This window comes from Tenacibaculum sp. (assembly GCF_048269885.1).
GTDB lineage: Bacteria > Bacteroidota > Bacteroidia > Flavobacteriales > Flavobacteriaceae > Polaribacter.
Window position 1 is genome coordinate 38,963 of sequence record NZ_JBLWTZ010000003.1, and the last position, 26,475, is coordinate 65,437.

Below are 26,475 nucleotides of genomic sequence, written 5' to 3' on the forward strand. Positions count from 1 at the left end.
TGTAAAGTTAGTAAGTTTTTTTCTTAAAAATTACAAAAAAGATGCCAATAGTTTTCAACTGACATTCTGACGAGTAAAATAAGGCATTTTAAAGTTTGTTATCCTTATAAAATTGTTAATAAATTACTACAAAACAGTCGGTATATTTTTTGTGTAAAACTGAGGGTTGTAGTATCTTGCAATGTTTTAGAAAATGCAGAGAATTGTAAAGCATTTCAAAAAGTGAGTTTTATCGAGTGTAAAATTCACTTTTTTGACGAAAATAAATACTAATATTTTAAAAGAAAATATATGGCAGATGGCGAAAAGTTGATCCCTATCAACATTGAAGAGCAAATGAAGTCCGCATACATCGATTATTCAATGTCGGTGATAGTATCCAGAGCATTACCAGATGTAAGAGACGGTTTAAAACCTGTACACAGAAGGGTTTTATTCGGTATGCATGAGTTAGGAATTAAAGCTACTGGAGCATATAAAAAATCTGCAAGAGTTGTAGGGGAAGTATTAGGTAAGTACCACCCACATGGAGATACTTCGGTTTACGACTCTATGGTACGTATGGCACAAGATTGGAGTGTGCGTTATATGATGGTTGATGGACAAGGGAACTTTGGTTCGGTTGATGGTGATAGTCCAGCAGCAATGCGTTATACCGAGGTACGTATGCAGAAAATATCAGAAGAAATGTTATCTGATATAGAAAAAGAGACTGTAGATCACAAGCTAAATTTTGATGATACGTTACAAGAGCCAACCGTGTTACCAACACGTATTCCTAACTTGTTAGTTAATGGAGCATCGGGTATTGCAGTTGGTATGGCAACCAATATGGCACCTCATAACTTAACAGAAGTGATTAACGGTACTGTTGCTTATATTGATAATCGCGATATTGAGATTGATGAGTTAATGCAACACATCAAAGCACCCGATTTTCCAACAGGAGGAATTATTTATGGTTACGATGGCGTAAGAGATGCTTTCCATACAGGTCGTGGGCGTATTATAATGCGTGCAAAAGCTACGATTGAAGAAGTAAAAGGACGTGAGTGTATCATAGTAACTGAAATTCCTTACCAAGTGAATAAGGCAGAAATGATTAAGAAAACTGCCGACTTGGTCAATGAAAAGAAATTAGAAGGAATTGCAAGTATTCGTGATGAATCTGACCGTAAAGGAATGCGTATTGTTTACATACTAAAGCGCGATGCAATTCCTAATATTGTTTTAAACAAATTGTTTAAATATACACAATTACAAACATCATTTAGTGTAAACAATATTGCCTTAGTAAAAGGACGTCCAGAGCAGTTAAACTTAAAGCAGTTAATTCACTATTTTGTTGAACACAGGCATGAAGTAATTGTTCGTAGAACAGAATTCGAATTAAAGAAAGCCGAAGCACGTGCGCATATTTTAGAAGGATTAATTATTGCTTCTGATAATATTGATGAGGTAATTGCAATTATTAGAGGTTCTGCTAATGCTGATGAAGCTCGTGAAAAATTAATGGAGCGTTTTGAACTGACAGAAATTCAAGCACGTGCCATTGTTGAAATGCGTTTACGTCAGTTAACAGGACTAGAGCAAGATAAGTTACGTGCTGAATATGACGAAATCATTAAAACGATAGCAGATTTGAAAGATATTCTTGCGAATGAACCTAGACGTTATGATATCATCAAAGAAGAATTAATTCAAGTAAAAGAAAAGTATGGTGATGATCGTCGTTCTGTAATTGAATATGCAGGAGGAGATATGCGAATCGAAGATATGATTCCTAACTCTAAAGTTGTTGTTACCATTTCGCATGCAGGTTATGTAAAGCGTACAAACTTAGATGAATATAAAGTTCAGAATAGAGGGGGACGCGGACAAAAAGGGGCAACGACCCGTAACGAAGATTTCTTAGAACACTTATTTGTAGGGACGAACCACCAGTATATGTTGTTCTTTACTCAAAAAGGAAAGGTATTCTGGATGCGCGTGTATGAAGTTCCTGAAGGAGGAAAGAATACAAAAGGAAGAGCGATTCAAAATTTAATAAATATAGAACAAGACGATAAAGTAAAAGCCTTTTTAGTAACAGGTGATTTAAAAGATGAAGATTACATCAACAATCACTATGTAATTATGGCAACAAAACGTGGTCAGGTTAAGAAGACTCCTTTAGAACAATATTCTCGTCCAAGAGCTAATGGTATCAATGCAATTACCATTAAAGATGGAGATGAATTATTAGAAGCGAAGTTAACTACAGGAGATAGCCAAGTAATGTTAGCACTTAAATCTGGAAAAGCAATTCGTTTTGAAGAAGCTAAAACTCGTCCAATGGGAAGAACCGCTTCAGGAGTTCGTGGTATTACCCTATCACATGAAAATGATGAAGTAATTGGTATGGTCGCTGTTAATGATATGGAAAGTAATATCTTAGTAGTTTCAGAAAAAGGATATGGAAAACGTTCTAACTTAGAGGATTACCGTATAACGAACCGTGGAGGTAAAGGAGTTAAAACGTTGAATATATCAGAAAAAACTGGTAATTTAGTTGCTATTAAAAATGTAGACGACTCTAACGACTTAATGATTATTAACAAATCTGGGTTAACTATTAGAATGGCTGTAGAAGATTTACGAGTTATGGGTAGAGCAACTCAAGGAGTTAAATTGATTAATATTAAAGATAATGACGATATTGCAGCAGTAGCAAAAGTGATGCATGAAAAAGACGAAGAAGAAGATGGCACGGAAATTGAAAATGAAACGAATGAAAGTCAAGAACAACAATAAATAAATCATAACAAAAATGAAAAAACAAATCTTAGCCCTTTCTTTAGGATTAATGTCGTTAGGGGCAATTGCTCAAAAATCAGAACTTAAAGCTGCTGAGAAAGCTATAAAAAAACAAGATTTTACTACAGCATTAAGTACCCTTAACGCAATAGAAGGGTCTTTAATGATGAACGGTGAAGATAAATATAAGTCTAAATTTTACTTCTTAAAAGGAAAAGCATTGGCTGCTAAAAAAGAATATAGAGCAGCAGGAGAAGCATTCAATGCTTTGATAGCCATGAAAGACGATAAGTATGGCGATGAAGCGAAGCCAATTTTAAATCAGATGATTCAAGAGGTTTCAAAAAAAGCGGTTGATTTATACAATAATAAAAAAGATTACCAGCAAGCTGCTGAAGACTTCTATTTAACATATGTATTAAGCCCTACTGATACTTCATTTGCGTACAATGCAGCGATTTCTGCAACTCAAGCAAAAGAGTATGATAAGGCAATTGAATATTATAGAGAATTACAAAAAGTAGGTTATACAGGCGTTGAAGAACAATATGTAGCTACCGATAAAGCTACAGGGAAAGTAGAAAGCTTTGGAACTGATAAAGCGAGAAGAGATTTAATGGTAAAGTCGGGAAGTTTTGTAAAGCCTGAGACTAAATCTTCTGAATCAAAATCGGCTACCATCGTTAAGAACATAGCTTTGATTTTAAAAGAACAAGGGAAAACAGATGAGGCTATCGCAGCTTTTAAAGATGCCCGTGCTTCTAACCCTAAAGATTTAAACTTAATTTTAAATGAAGCTCAACTATATGTTGATATGGGAAAGATGGATAAGTTTGGAGAGTTAATGAGTGAAGCTGTAGCTTTAGATCCAGAAAACCCAACTTTATACTACAATTTAGGTGTTGTAAACTTTAACGAAGGAAGAATAGAAGATGCTAAGAAGTACTACACAAAAGCTGTAGAATTAAAACCAGATTATGCTGATGCTTATATGAATTTAGCAGTAGTGGTTTTAAACAAAGAAAAAGCAATTGTAGATGAGATGAATAAAAACTTATCTAACTTTAAAAAGTATGATGAGCTAGCTGCAAAGCAAAAAGAAGTGTATCGAGAAGCTATTCCATTTTTAGAAAAAGCAGATAGTTTAAACAGAAATGTAGAAACTGTTAAAACGTTAATGAACTTATACGAAGTTTTAGAAATGAGTGATAAGGCTTCTGAATACAGAGAATTATACAAATCAATGAAGTAAGCAATTATTTCAACCATAAAAAAACCGAAACTTTAAAGTTTCGGTTTTTTTATGTGCTATAAATTAAACGCTGATCACTCAATCAAACGTTTAATAACCCTAAGTTTATGGGTGTGTTGTTGTGTATCAACATTGTAAATTCCACTGTGGTCTAACTTATCAATACGAACTTTTCCGTGAGCATGTATGATGTTGTAGTCGTTCATAATAATTCCGACATGAGTAATCGTTCCTTCTTCATTATCAAAAAAAGCCAAATCACCAGGTTCGCTCTCTTCAATAAAACTCAATACTTCACCTTGAGTTGCTTGTTGTTTTGCATCACGTAAAAGATTGTACCCACACAATTTATACACCGTTTGGGTAAATCCAGAACAATCAATTCCAAAAGGTGATTTTCCACCCCATAAATAGGGAACGTTTAAGAATAAAAAAGCAGTTTCTACAATCGCAGATTTTACCAGCTTACGGTTGCATACTTTACCTTCGTATAAAAATGAGGTATGATTAATGTTAATTTTATTATTCTTAAATAACGGAAGACGAGCTCCCATAGGAATCGTGGTTAAATTACTATTGTTATCGGTAATAAAATCAATCAATTCGCCAGCATAGTGCTTTTTCTCTTTAGATAAAAGAGCATGTATCTCTTCTGAAATTTCTTCGTATTGTTTATTGTCTATATATCCTTCATACTCATCAAAAGCCAAACGGATTTTACTCCATTTTTTAGATTTTTCTAAGACTTCAAAGTGTTCACCAAAAACAACTTGATTTACCATTTCTGAAGCATCAGAAGGCTCTAATCGAAGAGGAACAATACTTAAATTACAAATTCCGAAAGACATCTATTAGTTAGGTATTTTAAAACAATTAAACTCTTTCTATAACCATTGCACTAGCACCACCACCACCGTTACATATTCCAGCAGCACCAATTTTAGCGTTGTTTTGTTTTAAAATAGAAGTTAAGGCAATAATAATTCTAGCTCCTGAAACTCCTAATGGGTGTCCTAATGAAACTGCTCCACCATTCACATTTACTTTATCAGCAGATAAGCCTAAGATTTTCATGTTTGCCAATCCAACTACAGAAAAAGCTTCGTTCAACTCAAAATAATCAACATCATCAATTGAAACTCCAGCTTTAGCTAAAGCTTTTGGTAATGCTTTTGCAGGAGCTGTTGTAAACCATTTTGGTTCGTGGGCAGCGTCGGCATATCCTTTAATTTTTGCCAAAGGAGTTAACCCTAATTCAGCAGCTTTTTCAGCAGACATTAATACCAAAGCAGCTCCACCATCATTAATAGTAGATGCATTTGCAGCAGTTACCGTACCCTCTTTTGTAAACGCAGGACGCAAAGCAGGAATCTTTTCCATTTTTACATTCTTGTACTCTTCATCTTCAGAAAAGATAATAGGCTCTCCACGGCGTTGCGGTATTTCAACAGGAACAACTTCATCTGTAAATTTACCTTCGCTCCAAGCTTTAGCAGAACGGTTGTATGATTCAACAGCAAAAGCATCTTGGTCTTCTCTTGAGAATTCATATTCAACAGCACATTCATCAGCACAAACCCCCATTGCTACTTGTTCGTATGCATCAACCAATCCATCTTTTTGCATTCCGTCTTCCATTTTAATAGGACCGAACTTACTCCCTGTTCTGGCATGTTGGTAATGAGGAATCATGCTCATATTTTCCATACCACCGGCTACTACAATTTCAGCATCTCCCAAAGCAATAGTTTGTGCAGCTAACATGATAGACTTCATTCCTGATGAACAAACTTTGTTAACAGTAGTACAAGGTACAGTATCAGGAATTCCTGCAAAGATTGCAGCTTGACGAGCTGGTGCTTGCCCTAAACCTGCTGAAACAACATTTCCCATAAAAACTTCCTGAACCATTGCTGGTTTCAAGTTAATTTTATCTAAAGCTCCTTTAATGGCTACAGCCCCCAACTTAGGTGCAGGTGTAGTTGATAATGTTCCTAAAAAACTACCAATTGGAGTTCTTGCAACCGATACTATGACTACTTCTTTCATGTGCTACTATTTGTTAATTTTTATTTATTCCAATAAGCAAAAACCATTAAAATAATAAAGCTGTTAAGGGCTTAATAATTATTTTTTACAATTGATTTCATGTATTGGGTGAATTGTATTAAGATTTGTTTTGCGAAAATAACCATTTTATAATAAGTACTCAAATAATAGAGAAAGGTTATATTTACATTTTATAAACATCAAAAATGAACGATTTAATCAACAGACTGTACAAGAATAACACGATAATTTATAAAGTATTGTTATTCTTAATTACAGTAATTGCTATTGTGTATTTGTTTCCTAAAGGAGGACAGTTTAAATACGATTTTCCGCAAGGAAAACCATGGCAGTATGATAACTTATATGCTCCTTTTGATTTTGCTATTCAAAAAACTCCAGAAGAAATAGCTGAAGAGAAAGGAGAAGTAGAAAATAGTTCAAAAAAATATTTTGTAGTTGATGCTTCGGTAAAAGCAGAGGTAATACGTTCGTTTACCAATGAGATTACAACCCTAGACTCGTTATCAACTAGTGCAGTTAGGGACTTAATTAAAGAAGGAGAAAAGCTGATTCATAAAATATACTTGTATGGTTTTTTAGACGATGCGAGTATCGATAAAGCAACTAGAGGAGATGTAGTGGTGCTACGTAAAGGAAATTCTATAGACGACATTCCTTTTTCTAAATTGATACAATCTAAAGATATTTTAAATTTTTTAAGAAGCAATACAGAAAACCTTCAGTATTACAAACAACGCTTACTTATAAATTACCTATCGAGTAGCTTGCGTCCTAATGTAACATATGATTTTAAATATAGCGAGAAGGAGTTAAATGAGCGTTTACAAGGTATTTCTTATGCTAAGGGAAAGGTTTCAAAAGGAGAATTAATTATTTTAAAAGGAGACATTGTTGAAGGAAGAAAGTATAATGTTTTAAAATCATATGAGGTGGCATCTAGCTCTAGAATTTGGACAAAATCTAACTATAATTGGATTGTGTTTGGGTACACAATTTTAGTAGCCTTAGCTTTATTGATGTTGCTGTTGTTTTTAGAAAGATACAGATTTGAAACGTTTAACGACAATAATAAAGTAACCTTTATTTTCTTCAATATCTTTTTAATGATTTTTGTGCAAACGATGGTGGTAAAGTACAATTCTGATTATTTGTATGTAGTTCCATTAAGTATTTTACCAATTGTATTGAAAGCTTTTTTCGATGCCCGATTGGGGTTGTTTACCCATGTGCTTACCGTATTGTTATTAGGATTTATTGTACCAAATAGTTTTGAGTTTATTTACTTACACATTATTGCGGGAATTGTAACCATATTAACGGTGTCTGAACTGTATAAAAGAGCGAGCTTATTTATGTCTATCGGGCAAATTACGCTAATTTATATGGTAACTTATTTTGCCTTTTCTATTTTAAAAGAAGGAAATGCAGATAAAATAAATTGGATGTACTTTGGGTTATTTGCTGCGAATGGACTGTTATCGTTCTTAGCTGTGTTTTTTATCTATTTTTATGAAAAACTTTTCGGACTGGTTTCTGATGTAACGTTATTAGAGCTTTCTAATACAAACTCAAAACTATTGAGAGATTTAAATGAAAAAGCACCCGGAACGTTTCAGCATTCCATGCAGGTAGCTAATTTAGCCGAAGCAGCAGCTAATGAAATAGGAGCTAACTCCATGCTAGTAAGAACAGGAGCTTTGTATCACGATATTGGTAAAATGGTAAACCCTATGTATTTTACCGAAAATCAATCTACAGGAGTGAATCCCCATAACGATTTATTACCAGTGGACAGTGCACGTATTATTTTAGATCATGTAATTAACGGAATTGAGATAGCGAAAAAACATAAATTGCCAGATAGGATTATAGACTTTATTCGAACACACCACGGAACAAGTGTTACTTACTATTTTTATAAACAAGAACAAGAGAACAATCCAGATGTTGATATTCAGAAGTTCCAATACCAAGGGCCAATTCCGTTTTCAAAAGAAACTGCTATTTTAATGATGTGTGATGCAGCAGAAGCTGCTTCTAAAAGTTTAAAAAACCCGACAGCACAATCGATAGATGTATTAATCGATAGAATTGTAGACAAGCAAAAAAACGATAATCAGTTCATAAATTCTGATATTACTTTTAGAGAAATAGAAAAAATTAAAAAAATTATTAAGAATAAGTTAATGAATATCTATCACTTACGTGTTGAGTATCCAGAATAGGTAATTTTTTTAGCAAAAAAGTTTGTAGAAACGTATATATAGTTATACATTTGCACTCGCAATTTTTAATTCACACTTCGGTAAGAATTAAGGAGAGGTGGCAGAGTGGTAATGCAGCAGCCTGCTAAGCTGTCATCCTTCGGGATGCCCGGGTTCGAATCCCGGTCTCTCCGCAAAAAAATTGTAGATGACACTAATCGGGGTGTAGCGTAGCCCGGTCATCGCGCCTGCTTTGGGAGCAGGAGGTCGCAGGTTCGAATCCTGCCACCCCGACAAACAATGGTCGCGTAGCTCAGCTGGATAGAGCATCTGCCTTCTAAGCAGACGGTCACAGGTTCGAATCCTGTCGCGATCACAATAAGCCTTACTAGTTTTAGTAAGGCTTTTTTGTTTTTGTAGGTTTTATAGTGCTTACAATTTACTATGTTTTTTCAGATCACACCTTTTTAAAATTGCTTCAACATTAAGTTAAAAAGGGGTAAAAAAGATGCTTTGTGAATACCTACTGTTAGGTAGGAAACTTTTTAAGTTAAGGTTTAAATTTATTCCATTAACTAACCATAAATTTAATCACTTATGAAAAAAGCACTTTTATGTATCGTATTTCTAAATACTTCTGTTTTGTTTTCGCAAATTTTTAAAAATAGTAATGGAGAGGGAGTTTTCTTTACAGAAAAAGCAAAACAATTTGGAATTGATACAGAGTTCTCAAAAAAAACAACTTCTTTAAATTTCCAATTGAATTCACCTTTAAGTTTTTGGTTAAAAAAAGGAGCATCTATTAAATATTATAATGGATTCAAAAAAACAAATAAAGATGAAGAAAGAGATTCTGTTAAAGTCTTTACTCTTCAAACTTCTTTTAGTTTGTTAACAGAAATAAATTTGGTTAATACTCAAACTATTACCAAAGGATTAGTAAATCCAGAGGTGGGAATTAAACTAGGTATTATAAAAACAATTGATAGTTTGAATAGAAACGAGTTGTCTACCTTGGCTTGGTCTGGTGGAATTACTTCATCTATTAAATATGACAATAAAAAGGTTTTTTATGATACCATTTCAAATGTAAAAACAACGAAATATCCTTACACATATTCGATAGATTTAAATGCTGAATTTTATTTTAAAAATCTAAAGTTTATGGCATTAGGTACTGTTGTGGGATATAATAATTCAACAAATTATGCTGATTTAAAGGCGTTTCAGGATTTACCTTTTGAGTTTATGGATTCAAATATTGCAATTATCGGAGAGGATGAAGATGGTAGGGTTGGTAGTTATAATAGAAAGGGGAATTTTTACCTTGGTTTATCAGCACCTATTTTTCCTTTCAAGTTAATAAAGGAAGAAACAACAGTTGCAAGTAAAATATTAGAGAGGGTTGTTTTAACTCCGTATATACATAAAACTTTTAGGGATAGTGATATCTTAAACATAGGAGCTTCGATTTCATTAGTAGATGTAGCTTTGAATAATAACTCTTTTACAGAACTTTTTAATACGGGATTTAGTGTCGGCTTTGATTGGGTTAAAAAAGAAAATAAATGGTCTTCTTTAAATGTATTTATTGGAGGTAAATTATCTATTGATGGGTTAATTAAACATTTTAAACCTGTACCTGAATAGAATATATAATAAAAAATAAAAAAACTTAAAGAGGCTTAAATGCCTCTTTTTTTGTACTATGGTATTAATTAGATTTATAACATTTAAAAGCAAGGTAAGAGCAGATAAGAAAACTACCTTGTATTGTAGAATAACGTATAATAAAAAAAGAAAACAGTTTGCAACAGGGATATTTATAGATCCAAAGTTGTGGAATAGTAAGAAGCAAAAGCTTTTAGATAAAGCAGAAAACTCAGAAATTGTAAATACACAATTAAGCCTTATTAGTCAAAAGATTAATGAGGCTTTTTTATTACTACAACTTCAACAAAACGATTTTAATGTTGATGATACATACAGTCAATATAAAGGAAAAAAATACGAGAGTAGAGAAGACTTTGTTGGAGTTGTATGATATTCACAATGAGCAAACCAAAAAACGTATAGGAATTGATTTTAAAGAAGTTTCTTGAAGCAGGTATATAAAAGAAAGGTAGAAAAGTTTAAATACAAAAGACATGATATAAAACTGAACAAACTCGATTTAAAATTTATAGAGGATTTGGGAAATTATCTTAAAACAGAACTTCAACTAAGTCAAGTCATCATAAATAGAAGTTAGCAAAGAGTGAAAATAAGAGCTAAAAAAACGACCAAACACATTGATGAAAATTCAAAGACATAGGAAAGTTAAAACTACTTATAAATAGGTAGTTTTTTTGTTTTATAAATTATTAATTTAGTCATAACCAAACTTAAAGAATTAAAAATGAAAAACTTAAAGCATCCTGTGTTTTTAATTTTAACAGGAATTATTGTAGGGGTTATTTCTTACTACTGTATTTTGGGGCTAGCCTATAACTCCATGGAGAAAAACATGTTGAAGAGTAATTTTTTAGCTCAAACCTTTGAAAAAGATCCGTCCTTAAGCGGTGCGCTACAATCAGAAGAACGATTATCAACAATGAAAGGAGGTGATAATCCTGTATTGACTTGGCGCATATTAAATGCCGCCAATGTTATAAATAACGATCTTCAAATTTCGAATGTCAGTACCATTCTATCCACGTTCTTTCAAAGGGAAATTACAAGCACAAACGATTTAAGAACAAAAACATCTTTAGATGTGTTGATAGACTTACTTCAGTCTATCGGAAAAAGTCAAAACGGTTCAGAACCCCAAGCTAGAAGTGAAATAAAAAAACATATTGTTCAAAGTTTGTCTGAAAAAAAAGGAGCAATAGATGCCTATGATGAATTTTTACTTCAAAATACTTCTCAAGACACATATAAAAAAATAGAGGGTTCCTCTACAGATGAAATTCATGCAGTATTAAACAGACTTTTTTATCACTACAGAGTAGAACAAGTGTTTACAGATGTACCAAATAGCATTCCCAATTCAAACTTAGAAGCACAAGAAGAATATAAACAAATTAAAGATTTGTGTTTTCAAATATTACTTTCCATTTCTGACGATAAGGCAGTAAAATATACAACGCAAAGAAAAGAGTGGATTAAAGGACCAGAACAATTGGTTATGATGTGTTTGTTTTTTGTAGCGCTGTTAATTCTTGTCGTAAAACGTAAAATTTCTAAAGAAAATGAAAAAAATAATGAAATATCACAGCGCTACTACAACTACTATAATTGGATTTTTTCATCGCTTACAGCTATAGGGTTTATAGGAACTATAAGAGGATTGAGTAATGCGCTTTCAGATGCTGATATTATTTTTAGATCAGGGGCTGGTTTAGACCAAGCGATTTCTATTTCATCCATTACTCAAGTGCTTGGTGTTGCATTTTCAACTACATTAATAGCACTCATACTAACTCTACTGTTAGGTTTGTTAAAGTTGTTTATTGATCCTACTAATAAATTAAATTTAGACTAGCAATGGCTCAGAATAAAGGAGTTAGTTTAAGCAGTGTCGATATGTTGGCATGTGCCTTAGGAGCCTGTATTGTATTAATGTTGGTTTTTGTAGTTAATGTTGGAAACAGTTCAGGAAATGGAACACAATCTGGCAATAAATTTAACGGTACTTCACTTTCGTTGTTTTCTGATGATATGTCGCAAGGAAGAATGGTTTTTATAAGACAAGTAGCTCTTAGGTTTCAGTCAACTCAAGACTTCAAACTATTTAAGAAAAACATGAACGTAGGTGTTTGGAGCTATGACCAAGCATTAAAAGCCTTAAAACGTGTTGATGAACAAGTTTATTTTCTTCCAGAAGAACAAATGGTTGTGTATGGCATTCTATCAGATACCCTTATTAAGAAGCAGATAAAGTTTACGCTTAACAAACAAATTCTTGCAAAAAATCCAACCATGGCAACAAGAAGCGTAAACGTAAAAGCAAAACTAATCGAAGGAGCCTCAGAGTTAAATTCAGAGAAGGTTTTTTCAGGGTTTTATGAAACAGTACCTAAAGTTTATGGAACCGAAATAGGATTTAAAAACCTAACGGTAGAATTTAAACAAAGAGCGTTGAAAGATACGATGCATATTAAGAAGCTCATAGAAATAAAAAATTACTAAGATGTTTAAAAAAGCAAGAACACTTATTAGCTTTATTGATTTATTGGCATGTGCCTTAGGAGCCTCTATTTTATTGATGTTAGTTTTTGCCAAGTCTAAAGAAGATGCAGCAAAAACAATAAGTATAGGAGCTCCTAAAGATTTTATGTATTGCGAAGTTGAATTACAACAACCCCAAGCCTATATAATCTTTCAAGTAAGACCCAAAGGAGGGGTGTGGAGAAGGCTACAGCTAAACAAAAAAGCACAAATAAAATACCATAATGGTTTTATTAACCTTACCAATAATACCCTAAATAAAACAGATAGTTACTATGCTTGGGGGCCATTTTATAAGAAGGATGGAGATAGCTACCGTACCGATAAAAGCTATTTTGGAATTTATGGAGTACAAGGAAAAAACGAATCCAACTGGGAATTTAGTGCATCGTATATTTCAGATATACAACTCGATTGGAATTCTGGGGCAGCTTCTCCCGATAAAATAATAAGTACCCAAAAACTACCTAAAATTCATTTGACTTATCGTGTTAGAAATAAAAACAGCACCGCTGTAGTAGAGAAGAAAATATCACTTAACATAGGAGAAACCCAACTATTTAATATAGAAATAAACAATGAAAACTAAAACAATAAAACTATCGCTAATTATACTTTCAGTATTTGTATTAGTGGGGTATGTGGTAGATAATAATTCTAATGAACGTTTACTCTCTATAGCGAATAAAAAGGCAATTGAAAATCATGACGTCGCAGATATTTTGAGTCTTTTTCAGTTTATAGATCAATTAAAAAATCAAAGCAAACCAGAACTAGTGTTGAATAGTATTCGTGGTTTTGGAGGTGTTTTTTCTAGCGAAAATTTAGAACTAGACGAAACAAAACAATTACTAAATGACCTTATTAAACACCTAGATTCACTAAGAACACAAAATACCTCAGAGCTATTAGAAACCGTAATTTCTGAAGGAACAATAGTACTGTTACCAAAACACTTAAAAGAAGACTTTGAAGGAGCAAAAGAAAAAATTACTTCCACCAATACTAAAGTAGTTCTTACATCAACAGCATACAACTACATATATGTATTTAATGAATTATTACCCAAGTTAAAAAAACTATTAACACAGGAAAAAGAGATTACAAAAGAAGAATTTCTTACAGCCTTTTATGAAGCAAAAATTTCTAAACTTAAAATAACCATCATAAAAAATATTTTCAAAGAAGTTCCAAAAGAACTGTTAGGTGAAATAATACCAATGAAAGAAATTTCAGAAATACAAACAGAAATTGCAAAGTATGAAGCTATTGTCAACCCTAATTTAGAAATTTTAAAAAACTATCAAGAAGGAGTATCTGCAGAACAACTCAAAATACAATTAAAAGAACAAACGTTGAAAAAGTATGCTTATCTCTTAGAAGAATACGCACGCACAGAAGCAAAAATTACCCAAGCAGCAAACAAAATTCTAAATTTTGAAAAAGCCCTTCTCAAAGAATATGAATCACTTCAAACATTACTTAATAAAAAAGCGACAAAAACAATTGTTAAAGCACAGCAAGAGTTGAACGAAGTTATAGGAGCTAAAAACTATATAGATATTATTCCTAACTATTTAGAAAAGAAACCCAATTGCTGGTTGCGATTAAAACTACCAGAAAATTCAATAGAATATATAAAAGAGCACAAAGAAATTAAAGGAATTACCGGAAGCCTCTATTTAGTGTATAAAACAAAAGTATTTGATGATAAAACATCATTAAAAGGCAAGTCATTTATACCAGGTGTAAATTTAAACCCTGTGCAAATAGATTCGTTAAAAGCATCGTTAAAAAAAATCGTTTCAGAAATTCCCTTAGGAATTAAAATATCAAACCTAGCAATAGCGAAAAAAAGCCCCCAAAATACTTTAGTGACCTGCACTGGTTACGATGGAAAAAACGAAACCGTTAATAACCTACAAATTACCATTCCAAAAGACAGTCCATGGACAAACTTTAAAACAATACTCAAAGACCAAAAAGAAGTATTTAATAGGCTTCAAATAAGTAAAGAATTAGGATTACAATTAAACCATATAACCCTAAACCCTAACAACTTTGACACTACTTTTTCATTTCACGTAGGGTCTGGTAGTATTGTTCGAGACCTTCTTAATATTAAAAAAGAAACCAATTCTTTTGAGTTTACTTTAAGTGAAATTCAAAAAGAAAATGAGTTTATTTCCAGTAAATTAAGAGAATTGTTTGGAAAAAAAATTACAGCAAGACTCCAAGAAATACTGGATAAAAAAGAAAACAAAAAACGCATACAAAACTTAATATTGGCAGACAGTATTATTCAAACTAAAGTGGCGTATAACCAAGATCAAATTGTAGGAAATATTAGCTATGTGCCTATTGGGTTTACTGCGTTAAATAAAAAGTTCAAGCAAACAGCTGCGGTTGATATCCTTTTTAAAACATCTTTAAAAAACGGGAAATCTGCGATAAACATTTCAAATACCTTTTTGCCCTATGAAGGAATCATAAGAACTTATGTAAAAAAATATTTAACTACAACGAAAGAGGCTTTATTACAAGTTGTAAGCAGAACACTAAGTACGTCAGAAATAGGAAACTTAATGTTAAACCTTTCTCAAGAAGTACAGTTTTCTAAGTTTACATTAAATTATAACAATAGAGAAATAACAGGAGAGATGTGGGTTAAAGGTTTCGCCGATAAAAAAATGTTAGTATCTATTACGAAAAGAGGATTGCGAGTTGAAAATATAGAAGAGGTATTTAAAGAAATTATCAAATCAACATTCGAAACCTATGTGGTATCTCAATTTGAACGAACCATTCAAAAAAAGTGTAATGACCTGTTAGCAAACAAAGAAATTTCGCTATTTACCTTCGATTTTAAATTTGAAGACATAGATTGCAGTCTTCAAAACTCAAACGCTTCTTTTAAAGCAGTATATAAAAAAGATCCAGCAAACTTTGCTAAGGTTACATTTAATACTTCCGGAAACCTTACAATAGTAGAGCTAGCCGCTCCTGTCATCGAACGAGAAATTATAGCTAAAATACAAGAAAACCTTACTCAATATACAGATTTTAAATACTTAAAAGTAAAAAATCCACGATTTGAGAAAGGAGTTTTAAAAATTGATGCCTTTGTTCAAATAGAAGCCATTGGTTTGTATGAGCAAGCAGGAACTTTTGAAATAGCTCCAGATACAAAAAACATTGTAGAGGCCAAATTTAACGGATTCGATTTAAAAACAGCCTTTGAAAATAAGCTGAATAACCACGTAAAAGAAAAAATAAAAAAACGTATAAAAGATAAAAAATTAACCCTTGAATTTTCTAAAGAAGCCGATGGTTTATCAATAACGGATGTTGAAGAAGTGAAGCTATTTGGTTTAGATAGAAAGCTAGTATTTAAAGCTGAAGCTCATTTAAAAGGGATTGTGGTTCCAGGGTTTAAAATTACCATTAACCTCTCTGAAGAAGACCTTTTAAAGGCAATTCGTATCGATTTACCAAGTACAGCTATTCTTAACGGATTACTAGCAAATACTAGCCTAATGAACGATTTAGGTACAGAGATTGTTCCAGGATTACATGCACGGATTGAAAAAATAACGATTCACATAAATCCAGTTAGAATAGAAGGTTTTTTACAGCTTGAACTAAACAATTTAACCTTTCCATCTATGAGGTTTGAAGTAACTAAAAATAACATTCGATTCCATCCTTCGTTATCGTTTCCTTTACCAGGTGCTTATTTACTTTCTGCCTCTCCGCCACTTACATTATACGGGACCTATGTATCGTTAGACTTAGAAGAGAAACGTGTTTCTTTTGATACGAATATTACCGTAGGCACACCAGCAGATACCGAAGCCAGTAGCCGATTAATTAATTTAAAAGGTAGTTTAGGTGCCTATTATGCAAATGGTAAGTTTGGTAACGTAGCTTTAGAAGCCAATTTGTATTTAATTACGGTATTGAATGTGTTGGAAGGAAAAGGAGTGTTGCAAACCACAAAAGGCTGCTTTAAAATGGCATCTAATACCAAAGGTCAATTACGTAAAATACTACAATTTGACAATCAAGTAACAGTTAATTGTGATGATAACTTATTTAGAAGTCAAATGACTATCAATACACTTGGAATTAAGGTGGATTCTGATATGAGTGCCCAAAAAACACCATCAAACTCAGCAATCAAACTAGCAGGTGAAATCAATTATAACTTTTTAGAAACAGCCTATTTACATGGAGCAGTTGCTTCTAAACTTGAAATAGGAGATTTAACCAGTCTTGCAAAAAATGCCACCGTTTCTCTAGCTGGTAATGTTAAAATTGATCGTTTTAAATTATCAGGACTAAGTTTAGAAGCAAATTATAACAATGCTTATTTAGATTTTAATGTGCTAGGAGTAAACCTAGGAATTGAAGTGCCTACCATAGGTGATTTTTCTGAAGAAATGATTTTAGAAAAAATACTAAGTCTGTTAGATTTTGATCCAGAAATGATTTTAGAAATTTTAAAAGACCCAACAAAAATTTCATTTAAAATAGCTCCTATGGGTATTGGCAACGATAGTAAAAGAGGTAAAAATGAAGGAAGAGGTACACAAGATGGAGGAAGATTTACCAATGGAGGAAGTCCTACTAAAAAAGTAGGAGCCTCAAATGAATCGTCAGTAACATTGGTAGATAATGGTGAAGGCATGCATATAGAATCAGGAGTTTTTAAAAGTAATAGCGCTGAAGTAAAACTATTACCCTTACAAAGCATTGCAAACTTTCCTAGAGGGCAAGAAACGCGATTTCCAGAGAATATAAATAAAGCATTGGCCTTAGTAAACACAGGTAATAATGCACAATCAAAGATCAATTATATAGCCAATGAAACAGTTTCGCATATACAACTAGACTTCAATTATTGGATAATGACGGAAAGGTTACCTCCTTTAAAGGTAAAAAATGACACCCTGTTTTATAAGTTCAATAAAAAACTTTTTAAATATTCAGAACGTCCATTAATATGTTGGAATGTTTGTTTTGATAAGAATAACAAAGCCTATATTTATTTGTCACAACCTTACATAAACACATTCCAAACCAATGAGTATAAACTTCCCGAATTAAAAGAAGAAAGGAGTGCTAATTATGATTTCTTAAGATGTAAACTTACCAATAGAGAACAATTAATTGTTAATGAAGACAACACATTTATTGTACAGAATATACCTCTAATAAAACATAGAGGGTATATAAACTTTGGAAACTCAATCATATTTACCCCATACAATAATGTGTTCTTTAAAAAGAGAAATAAATTTTTGAACTCAGCAGAAAAAAATATCACAAGTACCAATCTTATCAAAGCTTCTACCTTACGAAAATTGAAAAGGCAGTACCCCTCTTTTGACGCTATTAAAGCAATTGTAATATCTGGACGAGATTTATTAATAATAAAACAGGACAATCTGAGTGAAGTTACTGCCTTTAAAATAAAGAAAGATGATGAAATTAAAAAAGAACTAGAAAAAACAGCTACTACCTTAGGAAATGTTTGGATAGAAATTCCTCAAAGTGCTATCAATGCTGTTTTTGGACAAGAGCCTTGGTTTAATAGCGCTAAAAAATTCCATCAAAATTTAGAAACATTGCATTCAAATACCTATCAAGGTACTATAAAAACAAAAGCCTACAGGAGCTTTGAGGCATTAGTACAAAGTTTAATAGAAGAAAACACTGTTCCGAATACAAGGGTAATTCCATTAGGAACTAAAGAGTATCTTTTAACAACAAACAACAATGATAAAAACAAAACTTTGGTAGACTTAACTCCTAGTAAAAACATGATTTTTTTTAATTATAAACCACCAATTTTAAGAATAACTAATAACGACCTTACCAAAGATTTAGGAATAGAAAATACGACTGCAACAGGTTTTGAAAATGTTTTTAAAAATAACGCATTGGTTTCAAACACTTTTGTAAATATTATTGACGGAAAGATATTTAACGATGATATCTATTTAGGGAAAAATCAAGATAATCTATTTTTTCAAAGTGATAACCAGTTAAAAATCCAATCGAAAGACTCGTTATGGATTCTCAAAACAGCAGTCAATATTCATACACTTACTAAAGAAAATAATCAAGCACAAACCGGAAGTCTTTTTACCAAGCCACAAACCGTTAAAAAACACGCAGCATTTTTCAATACACTATTTTCAATTGTAAGCTCAGGGAAAGATATTCAACTTGTTGTAGAAGCATATGAATCACAGTTAATTGCATACATTTTAGACGAAGTAGACTTCCACATTATATGGGAAGCGCCGTATGATAGTACTGAAATTAAAAGTAAAAAGATACGACGTACCAACTTAGATACTGCTTTAAAAAGAGCAAATAATACAAAAGCCGAATTAAAATTAGTAAACTCCATACAAGCAAAATCGTATACCTTACAAGAACTTCTTACATTTATTAAAAAAGGGTACGAGCCAACAAAAGATTGGTTTGCCAAAGACAACGACTTTGTACACTCATTAAGCCTATTAAAATAACAACCATAAAAATAACGATATGAAAACTATGTACACATTACTGGTATTATTGCTAACAACTTATACAGTTGCAGCACAGGAGTTAAATACTAACTGGAAAAGTGATTTAACCAATATATTATATCAATTTCTGCAATGCAAAGAGCCTATAGACGATATATCGCCATGTAATAAGTTTGTTTCAGAAGCATTAAAATCCGCATATGGCGTTAACGACTTTTATAGCACAGAGAAGAACAGACATATGGTAGCAAATGAAATTTACAAGTATTTAAAAAGCAGTTCAAAATGGACGTTGTTGGGAAAAGCAAATGACCAAAACGCATTAAACAATGCGCAAGGATATGCCAATGTAAAAAAAGCAGTTGTAGCCGTTTATAAAGGAAACGTACATGGACACATTGCCTTAATACTACCAGGGACCTTGTCACAATCGTCTAGTTGGAATTTAAAAGTACCCAACTCAGCTTCATTTTTTATATACAAACCCGATAAGTCATACATTAGTAAAAAAATGTCTTTTGCTTTTTCGTCTAATGATAAAGACAAGGTGTTACTGTATGGAAGAAATTATTAGCAATAAGAAGGTGGACTTTTAAAATATAACAGTTCGCATACTGTCAAAATCCCAATAAACCTAAACCGAAATAATTAAGTTTATTGGGATCTTGTGTTTTTTCAAGGCTATTTTATGTATTATTTTACACATATAAATTGATGCTTAGAGGAAAGTGTTATTGAGGGAATAAAATAAGAATTCGTAAAAATCATTTTTTTTTAGTAAATTGTATTTGGTTAGTATGTTGTAAATCAGTTTGTTTAGGTGTTTCTTCAAATTTATCGCCTTTAAGCTATGAAGACAATGCTGATATAACGCCTTTACTTACTCGAAAGAACATCAAAATTTATTAATAAAATTTAATTAAATGTAACACATGATTACCACGAAGTCCCACCCAAACAAAGCGAATAATGAAAAAATTAGCTACCCTCGTACTCTTATTTTTAAGTGTAATTACTACCGCACAAGTAGGTATAGGAACCTTAACACCTAATGTATCTGCTCAGTTAGATATTAAGTCTAATACCAAAGGCTTATTAATACCCAGATTAAATATTGACAATTTAAAAACTGCTTCACCAGTAAGTAGCAGTACGATTAACGAAAGTCTATTAGTTTATAATACCAATAAAACTTCAGGAAAAGGATTTTATTATTGGAATGGATCGTTATGGGAAAAGTTAACGGATATAACAACAGTTTCAAACCTTGTTGCTTCACAAGCAGACGATCAACAAATAAAAAAATTTTACTTAAGTAGCTCTAATATTCTTACTCTAGAGTTGGAGAATGCAAGCTCTAAATCAGTTGATTTATCATCTCTTTTAGGAAAGAATGAATTATTAACAGGTGAGGGATCACCAATAAGCAACTCTATAGATCCTTTAGGAGGAGTTTTATATGTAGACACCAATTCTGGAGAAGTGTATAGCTCAGATGGTAGATTATGGAGTTCAGTTGTGTCGTCTGGAGCCGATGGAAAATCCGCCTACCAAATCTGGTTAGATGCTGGAAACAGCGGAACCGAGGCTGATTTTATCACTTCCTTAAAAGGAAATACTGGAGCAGCAGGAACTAACGGAACCGATGGAGTAGATGGAAAATCTGCCTATCAAGTTTGGTTGGATGCTGGAAACAGCGGAACCGAAGCTGACTTTATCACTTCCTTAAAAGGAAATACCGGAGCAGCAGGAACTAACGGAACCGATGGGGCTGATGGAAAATCTGCCTATCAAGTCTGGTTAGATACTGGAAACAGTGGAACCGAAGCTGATTTTATCACCTCCTTAAAAGGAGATACTGGAGCAGCAGGTGCCAATGGAACGGATGGAAAATCTGCCTATCAAGTCTGGTTGGATGCTGGAAACAGCGGAACCGAAGCTGACTTTATCACTTCCTTAAAAGGAAATACTGGAGCAGCAGGTCAAGATGCTACTTTATCAGGAACAGGAAATCCTAATGGAGTAGTGACGGGGATTGCAGGTCAAGTTTATACAGATACAGCTTCAGGGATATTATATTCCACGAGTGATGGAACAACGTGGATTGCGGTTGATTCAGATACACAAGATTTAAGTTTGAGTGGTAATACTATTAGTTTAGTTAACGGGGGGGCTGTGGATATAGGAGCTTCCTCCTTAGCTGGAAATGTGGCTGGAAATAATGTTTTAGCAACAACTAACCAGACTGATATTTCAACCATCAACACTTCTTTAGTGAGGTTAAATAATATAAGAGTTGTTAAAAACCCAACTACAACTACAATCATAGACAATACAGATGGAACTGTAATAATAGAGCAAACAGGACTAATAAGTCTTGGATTGGGAGCAGATATAACTATACCAACGCCCAATAGTAGTAATTTAGGGAATAAGATAGTAATTGTAAACAGAGCAGGCAATGGACTTTTAATAGGCCTTTCCGTAGCGTTAAATTTGAATGTTACAGGGGGAAGTACAATAAAAGGATCAGGATTGATTACAGGATTATCTTTGTTAGGAATCAACTCTTCTATAACAATACAATGCGGTTTTGATGGAACAAATTACTATTGGTATCAGATCGATAGTACTTCTTTATAATTATCAATACTATTTTAAAAATTTATAATTATGAAAGAAAAGATATTCTTATTAGTAATAACGTGTTTTGTTATAGTTGTAAAAGCTCAAATGACAAACATTGGGTCTTTTTATATTTCTGAAAATACATTGATAAGTGTTCATGAAGATATATTAATAAAAGATTATGGAGCAATTGTAAATGATGGTGATTTATACCTGTTTAAAAACTTTACTAACGATGGAAAGTTTAAGTTTACAAATGATAAAATAACCGGGCTTACCAGTTTTGTAGGGAGTGACAGTCAAACTATTTCAGGAAGAGGAACTTCCAGCTTTATGCTTGTAGAATTTGATAATCAGTCCGCAGACTTAGCTTTTAATTTAGATAAAGAAATAGAAATTGCAGGAACTACATTTTTTGAAAATGGGATTTTAAAAGCTGGTGAACAAGGAATCGTTACTTATTTTAATGGAGCAACTAATATAGGGGTTAGCAATAAAAGTTATGTAAATAACAAAGTACAAAAAAGAGGAAATGAAAGGTTTGTTTTTCCTGTAGGAGACTATCATTCAAAAACATTTGTACCAAGAGCAGTGACTATTTCTGCCCCTTCAGATCCAACCACAAATTTTTATGTCTGCTTTAACTGGGAAAAGGCAAATATAGACTTCAGTACGAAGGAAGAAGATATCGGTTTAATAGATATGAACGAGTTTTGGGATGTCCAAAACAAATCAAACGATGAGTTGATTGCATTGACTTTAACATGGAGTAACCTAACTACTCCAGAAGATATTTATTCAGATCCAAGTAAAATAATAATTGTTCGGTGGAATGGAGAAAAATGGATTAAAGAAAGAGAAGGAGTTAAAATAGATAGTTCTCGTAAAAGCATAACCGCAAACGTTTCTGGTTATGGTATTTTTACATTAGCATGTGAAAAGAAAAGAGGAACAATTGATCCTGTTATAGACTTCTCTGTTTCAAATTCTTTCTCCCCAGATGGTGATGGTATCAATGATGAATTTGTAATACCAGGTTTGGCTGAAGCATACCCTACATTTAAAATAAAAATATATAACAGGTATGGAAATACAGTATATAAGTACAGTAATAACAATCAGTTGAATCCAATTTGGTGGGATGGTAAATCAGACGGAAGGTTAACATTAACAGGAAAGACAAAAGTAATGCCAGCAACGACTTATTGGTATGTAGTAGATTTTAATGACGGAAAGACAAAACCATATCAAGGTTGGTTGTATTTAAACAAGTAGTTATATGAAAAAGAAAACATATGTAATACTACTGTTTTTATTAGTGAAAATAAGTAGTAGAGGATTCGCTCAACAAGATCCCCAGTACACTCAATATATTTATAATATGGCAGTTGTTAATCCTGCTTATACTGGTAGTAAAGAAGGAATAAATTTAGGTCTATTGTCGCGATTGCAATGGGTAGGTGTTCGTGGAGCTCCAAAAACCTTTAGTGGATTTATACATAGTTCAGTAAGTAGAAAAGTAGGGTTGGGGGGCTCTTTAATTCATGATAAAATAGGACCTGTAAGTGAAACACATGCTTATGCCGATTTTTCTTTTACGATTAACACTTCAGAAAGAGGGAAATTAGCTTTTGGATTAAAAGCAGGAGCAACTTTTCAACAAATTGGATTGTTAACCTTAAATCAAGTAGAGTCAAATGACCCTAAATTTAGCCAGAATAGCAATAAAACATATCCCAATTTTGGTGTTGGCGTATTTTATTATCAAGAAAAATTTTATGCGGGAATTTCTGTTCCTAATTTATTAGAAACACTACATTTTGAAAGGTCGAACGGAAAAATAACCAAAGCATCTGAAAAAATACATGGGTTTCTGGCAGCAGGATATGTGATGGATTTAAAACATAATTTTCAGTTAAAACCATCAACATTCGTTAAATATGCAGACTCAGCACCTTTGTCTTTAGATTTATCATTGAATTTACTATGGAATAATAAGGTGGAATTTGGAATATCTCATAGGTTAGATGATTCCTGGAGTGGAATAATTAATTTTAAAATAAAGAAAAACCTACAAATAGGTTACGCTTATGATCACACAGTGTCGAATTTAGGAGAATTTAGTTCAGGATCGCACGAGTTCTTGTTATTGTTTGATTTTAAAACAGGAGAAAGTACTTATAAACAACCGAGGTTTTTCTAAACTAAAAAACATAAAAGCTGTTTTTAAACAGCTTTTATGTTTTTTAGTTTTAATCCCATAAGCCACAACATTCACCACTAATAGGCATAAGACAAGTAGTAGCTTCTCTAGGAGCAGGAATGCATAAACTTGTAACAGGATCATCACCACCTCCATTAATAAATTGTTGTTCATTTTTGTTTAAGGTAGAACCTAAGTTCAAAATGTTTTTAATCATAACTTTAGTTTTAGAATTTAAAAATAAAAAGTTCTTAATAGAAAACTGTTTAAATAACCGTAAAAAAAGTAAGGTGTTCTCATACCTTTATTAAAAGAGTGGGTGAGAGCAATCTGTTTCTAGACTACTGTTACCTCGAATGGATATGAGAGGTCTCAAAGTTATAGGAATTCTTATTCAAGAGATTTAGCTCCGCTGAACCTTACGGTTTCTCTCACTTCGCTACTGTTCAGTTCGTAATGACGTTGTTGTTTGTTGGTTTTCGTCTTGGCGAGGAGGTAGACATAATGACGTTGAGATGTCAGTTCGAGTGATTTTGTGCAACGTAGTGGAACAAAATAGTATCGAGAACTTTGTTACTACCAAATACTTCTCGATACAAAATTCCCTTCACTATGTTTCATGAATTTCACTCGAAGTGACAGTTTGTTGTTAATTTTAACTTGTTTTCTAAGGACGTTTTATTATCGTTATTGTGATGAGAGTAGAGAAAAGTACGGATAAACGCCACCGTACTGTGTTCAATTCATAATGACGTTGAGATGTCAGTTCGAGTGATTTTGTGTAATCAAGTGGAACAAAATAGTATCGAGAACCTTGTTACTACCAAATACTTCTCGATACAAAATTCCTTTCACTATGTTTCAAGAATTTCACTCGAAGTGACAGTTTGTTGTTAATTTTAACTTGTTTTCTAAGGACGTTATATGTAATGTTGAGTGGAATAATAAAGAAGGATCAACTTATTTTAAAGTTAACTCTCTATGCTCAATACCCCATTTAACCATCACGTCTAAGGCAGTATGTAATCGCATTCCCGATTCTGTTAATTCATATTCAACCGTAACAGGAGTGGTATCGTAAATGGTACGCTTAATAATTCCGTTAGCTTCCAAATCTTTCAATTCTTTAGATAACATCCTTGGAGAAATTTTTCCAATATTTCGTTGCAATTCTTTAAAGCGCATTTTACCATATAACAAGCTACCAATGATAGATAGTTTCCACTTTCCGCTTATTACATTTAAAGTGTCTCTTAATGCTAATACATATTGAACAGAGCATCTTTTTAGCTCTTCCATTTGAACAACTGCTTCCATGTTTTTTTAGTTGGTATACTTTTGTATACTGGTATACTAAAGTATAGTAGTTACTTTTATATAGCAAATATACATACTTTTGTGATATAAAAATAAGTAAACATAAAAGAATGAAACACTTAGTAATTGTAACACACCCAAATATAGAGGAGTCAAAAGTTAACAAAACTTGGATAGATGAGCTGGAACAGCATGATGATAAAGTAACCATTCACCAATTATATAAAGAGTATCCAGATTTAAATATCGATGTAGCAAAAGAGCAAGAAGTATTATTGAATCATGATAGCATTATTATTCAATTTCCGTTGCATTGGTTCAATACGCCATTTTTATTAAAAAAGTGGATGGATGAGGTATTAACGTATGGTTGGGCTTTTGGACCAGATGGAGATAAGTTAAAAGGGAAAAAATTTCGTTTATCGGTATCAACAGGAGGTACTGAAGAAACCTATAATAGTTTCGTATCTTTAGAAGACTTATTAAAATCAGTAACTGTTTCGTTTCAATATTGCGGATTAGAAATGTTACCATTACACGTGTTTTACGGAGCTAATGACAATCCGAAGCTTGAAGACATAAAAGTAAATTCTAAACAATACGCAGATTTAATCTTATAATTATAAAAACCATAAACAATGAAAAATTTAAAAAATCCTCTAGTGTTCGTATTCATTGCATTTGCAACACTATCGTTTACTACCATTACAAAAGAAGTTAAAAAAGTAAATACCAAAGAAAGTAAAGTGGTATGGAAAGGGTATAAAGTAACAGGTTCTCACGAAGGAACGGTTAGTTTACAATCAGGAGTATTAAACTTTGAAAAAGAGAAATTAGTAGGAGGGGAGTTTACAATAGATATGACTTCTATAGCAGTGACAGATTTATCAGGAAAGTACCAAAAGAAATTAGAAGATCATTTAAAATCAGATGATTTTTTCGGGGTGAATAATCATCCAACAGCAAAATTAGTTTTTACTAAGGTGAAAGCTAAAGGAAAGAATTCGTACGAAGTAACAGCTGACCTAACAATTAAGAATAAAACAAATCCTGTAACTTTTCAAATTTCTGTTTACGGAGGAAAAGCAACAGTATCGTTAAAAGTAGATAGAGCAAAGTATGATGTGAAATACGGTTCTACAAGCTTTTTTGATGATTTAAAAGATAAAGCAATATACGACGAGTTTGATTTGGTAGTTGATTTGGTTTTTTAAAACCCAACTAAGATTGTATGCATGCCTCAAA

Annotated in this window: 20 protein-coding genes and 3 tRNA genes; 19 read left to right on the forward strand and 4 right to left on the reverse strand. The window is 32.6% G+C overall.

Annotated features, from left to right (window positions below; translation table 11 throughout):
• Positions 1-291 precede the first annotated feature (291 nt).
• Together gyrA and ACN0WY_RS02955 are read left to right on the forward strand one after the other, a co-directional pair.
• The gene (gene gyrA, locus ACN0WY_RS02950) at positions 292-2,793 is read left to right on the forward strand and encodes a DNA gyrase subunit A (protein ID WP_330489480.1); all 2,502 of its coding nucleotides are present in this window, start codon (positions 292-294) and stop codon (positions 2,791-2,793) included.
• 16 nt (positions 2,794-2,809) lie between these two features.
• Positions 2,810-4,048 (forward strand): tetratricopeptide repeat protein, encoded by a 1,239-nt coding sequence (locus ACN0WY_RS02955; RefSeq protein ID WP_330489479.1) that lies wholly within the window; start codon positions 2,810-2,812, stop codon positions 4,046-4,048.
• 74 nt (positions 4,049-4,122) lie between these two features.
• Here ACN0WY_RS02955 and ACN0WY_RS02960 read toward each other — a convergent pair whose 3' ends face one another.
• Together ACN0WY_RS02960 and ACN0WY_RS02965 are read right to left on the reverse strand one after the other, a co-directional pair.
• Positions 4,123-4,896: a C40 family peptidase gene (locus ACN0WY_RS02960; protein WP_330489478.1), complete on the reverse strand. Its 774-nt coding sequence runs from the start codon at positions 4,894-4,896 to the stop codon at positions 4,123-4,125.
• A 25-nt stretch (positions 4,897-4,921) separates the two neighbouring features.
• Positions 4,922-6,097: an acetyl-CoA C-acyltransferase gene (locus ACN0WY_RS02965; RefSeq protein ID WP_330489477.1), complete on the reverse strand. Its 1,176-nt coding sequence runs from the start codon at positions 6,095-6,097 to the stop codon at positions 4,922-4,924.
• A gap of 206 nt (positions 6,098-6,303) precedes the next feature.
• Here ACN0WY_RS02965 and ACN0WY_RS02970 point away from each other — a divergent pair, with 206 nt between their 5' ends.
• The 15 genes from ACN0WY_RS02970 to ACN0WY_RS03040 all read left to right on the forward strand — a co-directional run bounded on the left by ACN0WY_RS02970 (position 6,304) and on the right by ACN0WY_RS03040 (position 23,913).
• The gene (locus ACN0WY_RS02970; protein WP_330489476.1) at positions 6,304-8,346 is read left to right on the forward strand and encodes an HDIG domain-containing metalloprotein; all 2,043 of its coding nucleotides are present in this window, start codon (positions 6,304-6,306) and stop codon (positions 8,344-8,346) included.
• 91 nt (positions 8,347-8,437) lie between these two features.
• Positions 8,438-8,519: transfer RNA gene (locus tag ACN0WY_RS02975), tRNA-Ser, on the forward strand.
• 25 nt (positions 8,520-8,544) lie between these two features.
• Positions 8,545-8,619: transfer RNA gene (locus ACN0WY_RS02980), tRNA-Pro, on the forward strand.
• Between the two features lie 8 nt (positions 8,620-8,627).
• Positions 8,628-8,701 (forward strand) — tRNA-Arg (locus ACN0WY_RS02985).
• A gap of 221 nt (positions 8,702-8,922) precedes the next feature.
• On the forward strand, positions 8,923-9,975 hold the full coding sequence (locus ACN0WY_RS02990; protein WP_417799510.1) for a hypothetical protein: 1,053 nt from the start codon (positions 8,923-8,925) through the stop codon (positions 9,973-9,975).
• A 58-nt stretch (positions 9,976-10,033) separates the two neighbouring features.
• The gene (locus ACN0WY_RS02995; protein ID WP_417799511.1) at positions 10,034-10,369 is read left to right on the forward strand and encodes an Arm DNA-binding domain-containing protein; all 336 of its coding nucleotides are present in this window, start codon (positions 10,034-10,036) and stop codon (positions 10,367-10,369) included.
• A gap of 54 nt (positions 10,370-10,423) precedes the next feature.
• Positions 10,424-10,576, forward strand: coding sequence for a phage integrase SAM-like domain-containing protein (locus ACN0WY_RS03000; protein WP_417799512.1), 153 nt, complete (start codon positions 10,424-10,426; stop codon positions 10,574-10,576).
• A gap of 147 nt (positions 10,577-10,723) precedes the next feature.
• A complete protein-coding gene (locus tag ACN0WY_RS03005; RefSeq protein WP_330489471.1) occupies positions 10,724-11,851 on the forward strand; it encodes a hypothetical protein in 1,128 nt (375 codons plus the stop codon).
• Between the two features lie 2 nt (positions 11,852-11,853).
• Positions 11,854-12,498, forward strand: coding sequence for a hypothetical protein (locus ACN0WY_RS03010; RefSeq protein ID WP_330489470.1), 645 nt, complete (start codon positions 11,854-11,856; stop codon positions 12,496-12,498).
• Between the two features lies 1 nt (position 12,499).
• Positions 12,500-13,126, forward strand: a complete 627-nt coding sequence (locus tag ACN0WY_RS03015) for a hypothetical protein (protein WP_417799513.1) — start codon at positions 12,500-12,502, stop codon at positions 13,124-13,126.
• Positions 13,116-19,079, forward strand: a complete 5,964-nt coding sequence (locus tag ACN0WY_RS03020) for a hypothetical protein (protein ID WP_417799514.1) — start codon at positions 13,116-13,118, stop codon at positions 19,077-19,079. Before ACN0WY_RS03015 ends, ACN0WY_RS03020 begins: the two co-directional genes overlap by 11 nt.
• Positions 19,080-19,098: 19 nt before the next feature.
• Complete coding sequence (locus tag ACN0WY_RS03025) at positions 19,099-19,656, forward strand: hypothetical protein (protein WP_417799515.1); 558 nt, start codon at positions 19,099-19,101, stop codon at positions 19,654-19,656.
• 395 nt (positions 19,657-20,051) lie between these two features.
• Positions 20,052-21,725 (forward strand): hypothetical protein, encoded by a 1,674-nt coding sequence (locus tag ACN0WY_RS03030; protein WP_417799516.1) that lies wholly within the window; start codon positions 20,052-20,054, stop codon positions 21,723-21,725.
• A gap of 30 nt (positions 21,726-21,755) precedes the next feature.
• Complete coding sequence (locus ACN0WY_RS03035; RefSeq protein WP_417799517.1) at positions 21,756-22,985, forward strand: gliding motility-associated C-terminal domain-containing protein; 1,230 nt, start codon at positions 21,756-21,758, stop codon at positions 22,983-22,985.
• A 4-nt stretch (positions 22,986-22,989) separates the two neighbouring features.
• Positions 22,990-23,913 carry a type IX secretion system membrane protein PorP/SprF gene (locus ACN0WY_RS03040; protein ID WP_417799518.1) on the forward strand — a complete coding sequence of 308 codons (924 nt, stop codon included), beginning with the start codon at positions 22,990-22,992 and terminating at the stop codon, positions 23,911-23,913.
• 49 nt (positions 23,914-23,962) lie between these two features.
• On the opposite strand, the gene ACN0WY_RS03045 is transcribed toward ACN0WY_RS03040, so the two are convergent.
• Positions 23,963-24,130 carry a hypothetical protein gene (locus ACN0WY_RS03045; RefSeq protein WP_417799519.1) on the reverse strand — a complete coding sequence of 56 codons (168 nt, stop codon included), beginning with the start codon at positions 24,128-24,130 and terminating at the stop codon, positions 23,963-23,965.
• 743 nt (positions 24,131-24,873) lie between these two features.
• Complete coding sequence (locus ACN0WY_RS03050; protein ID WP_125344477.1) at positions 24,874-25,230, reverse strand: winged helix-turn-helix transcriptional regulator; 357 nt, start codon at positions 25,228-25,230, stop codon at positions 24,874-24,876.
• A gap of 110 nt (positions 25,231-25,340) precedes the next feature.
• On the opposite strand from ACN0WY_RS03050, the gene ACN0WY_RS03055 reads away from it, so the two are divergent.
• Together ACN0WY_RS03055 and ACN0WY_RS03060 are read left to right on the forward strand one after the other, a co-directional pair.
• Complete coding sequence (locus ACN0WY_RS03055; RefSeq protein ID WP_330488317.1) at positions 25,341-25,850, forward strand: NAD(P)H-dependent oxidoreductase; 510 nt, start codon at positions 25,341-25,343, stop codon at positions 25,848-25,850.
• Between the two features lie 18 nt (positions 25,851-25,868).
• Positions 25,869-26,444, forward strand: a complete 576-nt coding sequence (locus ACN0WY_RS03060; protein WP_417799520.1) for a YceI family protein — start codon at positions 25,869-25,871, stop codon at positions 26,442-26,444.
• The last annotated feature ends 31 nt before the right edge of the window (positions 26,445-26,475 follow it).

Bases quoted from the DNA above. Each gene is read 5' to 3' on its own strand.
- ACN0WY_RS03030 (WP_417799516.1), top strand. From the start codon at position 20,052: ATGAAAAAATTAGCTACCCTCGTACTCTTATTTTTAAGTGTAATTACT.
- ACN0WY_RS03040 (WP_417799518.1), top strand. From the start codon at position 22,990: ATGAAAAAGAAAACATATGTAATACTACTGTTTTTATTAGTGAAAATA.
- ACN0WY_RS03025 (WP_417799515.1), top strand. From the start codon at position 19,099: ATGAAAACTATGTACACATTACTGGTATTATTGCTAACAACTTATACA.
- ACN0WY_RS03005 (WP_330489471.1), top strand. From the start codon at position 10,724: ATGAAAAACTTAAAGCATCCTGTGTTTTTAATTTTAACAGGAATTATT.
- ACN0WY_RS02965 (WP_330489477.1), bottom strand. From the start codon at position 6,097: ATGAAAGAAGTAGTCATAGTATCGGTTGCAAGAACTCCAATTGGTAGT.
- ACN0WY_RS03010 (WP_330489470.1), top strand. From the start codon at position 11,854: ATGGCTCAGAATAAAGGAGTTAGTTTAAGCAGTGTCGATATGTTGGCA.
- ACN0WY_RS03055 (WP_330488317.1), top strand. From the start codon at position 25,341: ATGAAACACTTAGTAATTGTAACACACCCAAATATAGAGGAGTCAAAA.
- ACN0WY_RS02955 (WP_330489479.1), top strand. From the start codon at position 2,810: ATGAAAAAACAAATCTTAGCCCTTTCTTTAGGATTAATGTCGTTAGGG.
- ACN0WY_RS02960 (WP_330489478.1), bottom strand. From the start codon at position 4,896: ATGTCTTTCGGAATTTGTAATTTAAGTATTGTTCCTCTTCGATTAGAG.
- ACN0WY_RS03060 (WP_417799520.1), top strand. From the start codon at position 25,869: ATGAAAAATTTAAAAAATCCTCTAGTGTTCGTATTCATTGCATTTGCA.
- ACN0WY_RS03020 (WP_417799514.1), top strand. From the start codon at position 13,116: ATGAAAACTAAAACAATAAAACTATCGCTAATTATACTTTCAGTATTT.
- ACN0WY_RS03045 (WP_417799519.1), bottom strand. From the start codon at position 24,130: ATGATTAAAAACATTTTGAACTTAGGTTCTACCTTAAACAAAAATGAA.
- ACN0WY_RS03015 (WP_417799513.1), top strand. From the start codon at position 12,500: ATGTTTAAAAAAGCAAGAACACTTATTAGCTTTATTGATTTATTGGCA.
- ACN0WY_RS03050 (WP_125344477.1), bottom strand. From the start codon at position 25,230: ATGGAAGCAGTTGTTCAAATGGAAGAGCTAAAAAGATGCTCTGTTCAA.
- ACN0WY_RS03035 (WP_417799517.1), top strand. From the start codon at position 21,756: ATGAAAGAAAAGATATTCTTATTAGTAATAACGTGTTTTGTTATAGTT.
- ACN0WY_RS02995 (WP_417799511.1), top strand. From the start codon at position 10,034: ATGGTATTAATTAGATTTATAACATTTAAAAGCAAGGTAAGAGCAGAT.
- ACN0WY_RS02970 (WP_330489476.1), top strand. From the start codon at position 6,304: ATGAACGATTTAATCAACAGACTGTACAAGAATAACACGATAATTTAT.
- gyrA (WP_330489480.1), top strand. From the start codon at position 292: ATGGCAGATGGCGAAAAGTTGATCCCTATCAACATTGAAGAGCAAATG.
- ACN0WY_RS02990 (WP_417799510.1), top strand. From the start codon at position 8,923: ATGAAAAAAGCACTTTTATGTATCGTATTTCTAAATACTTCTGTTTTG.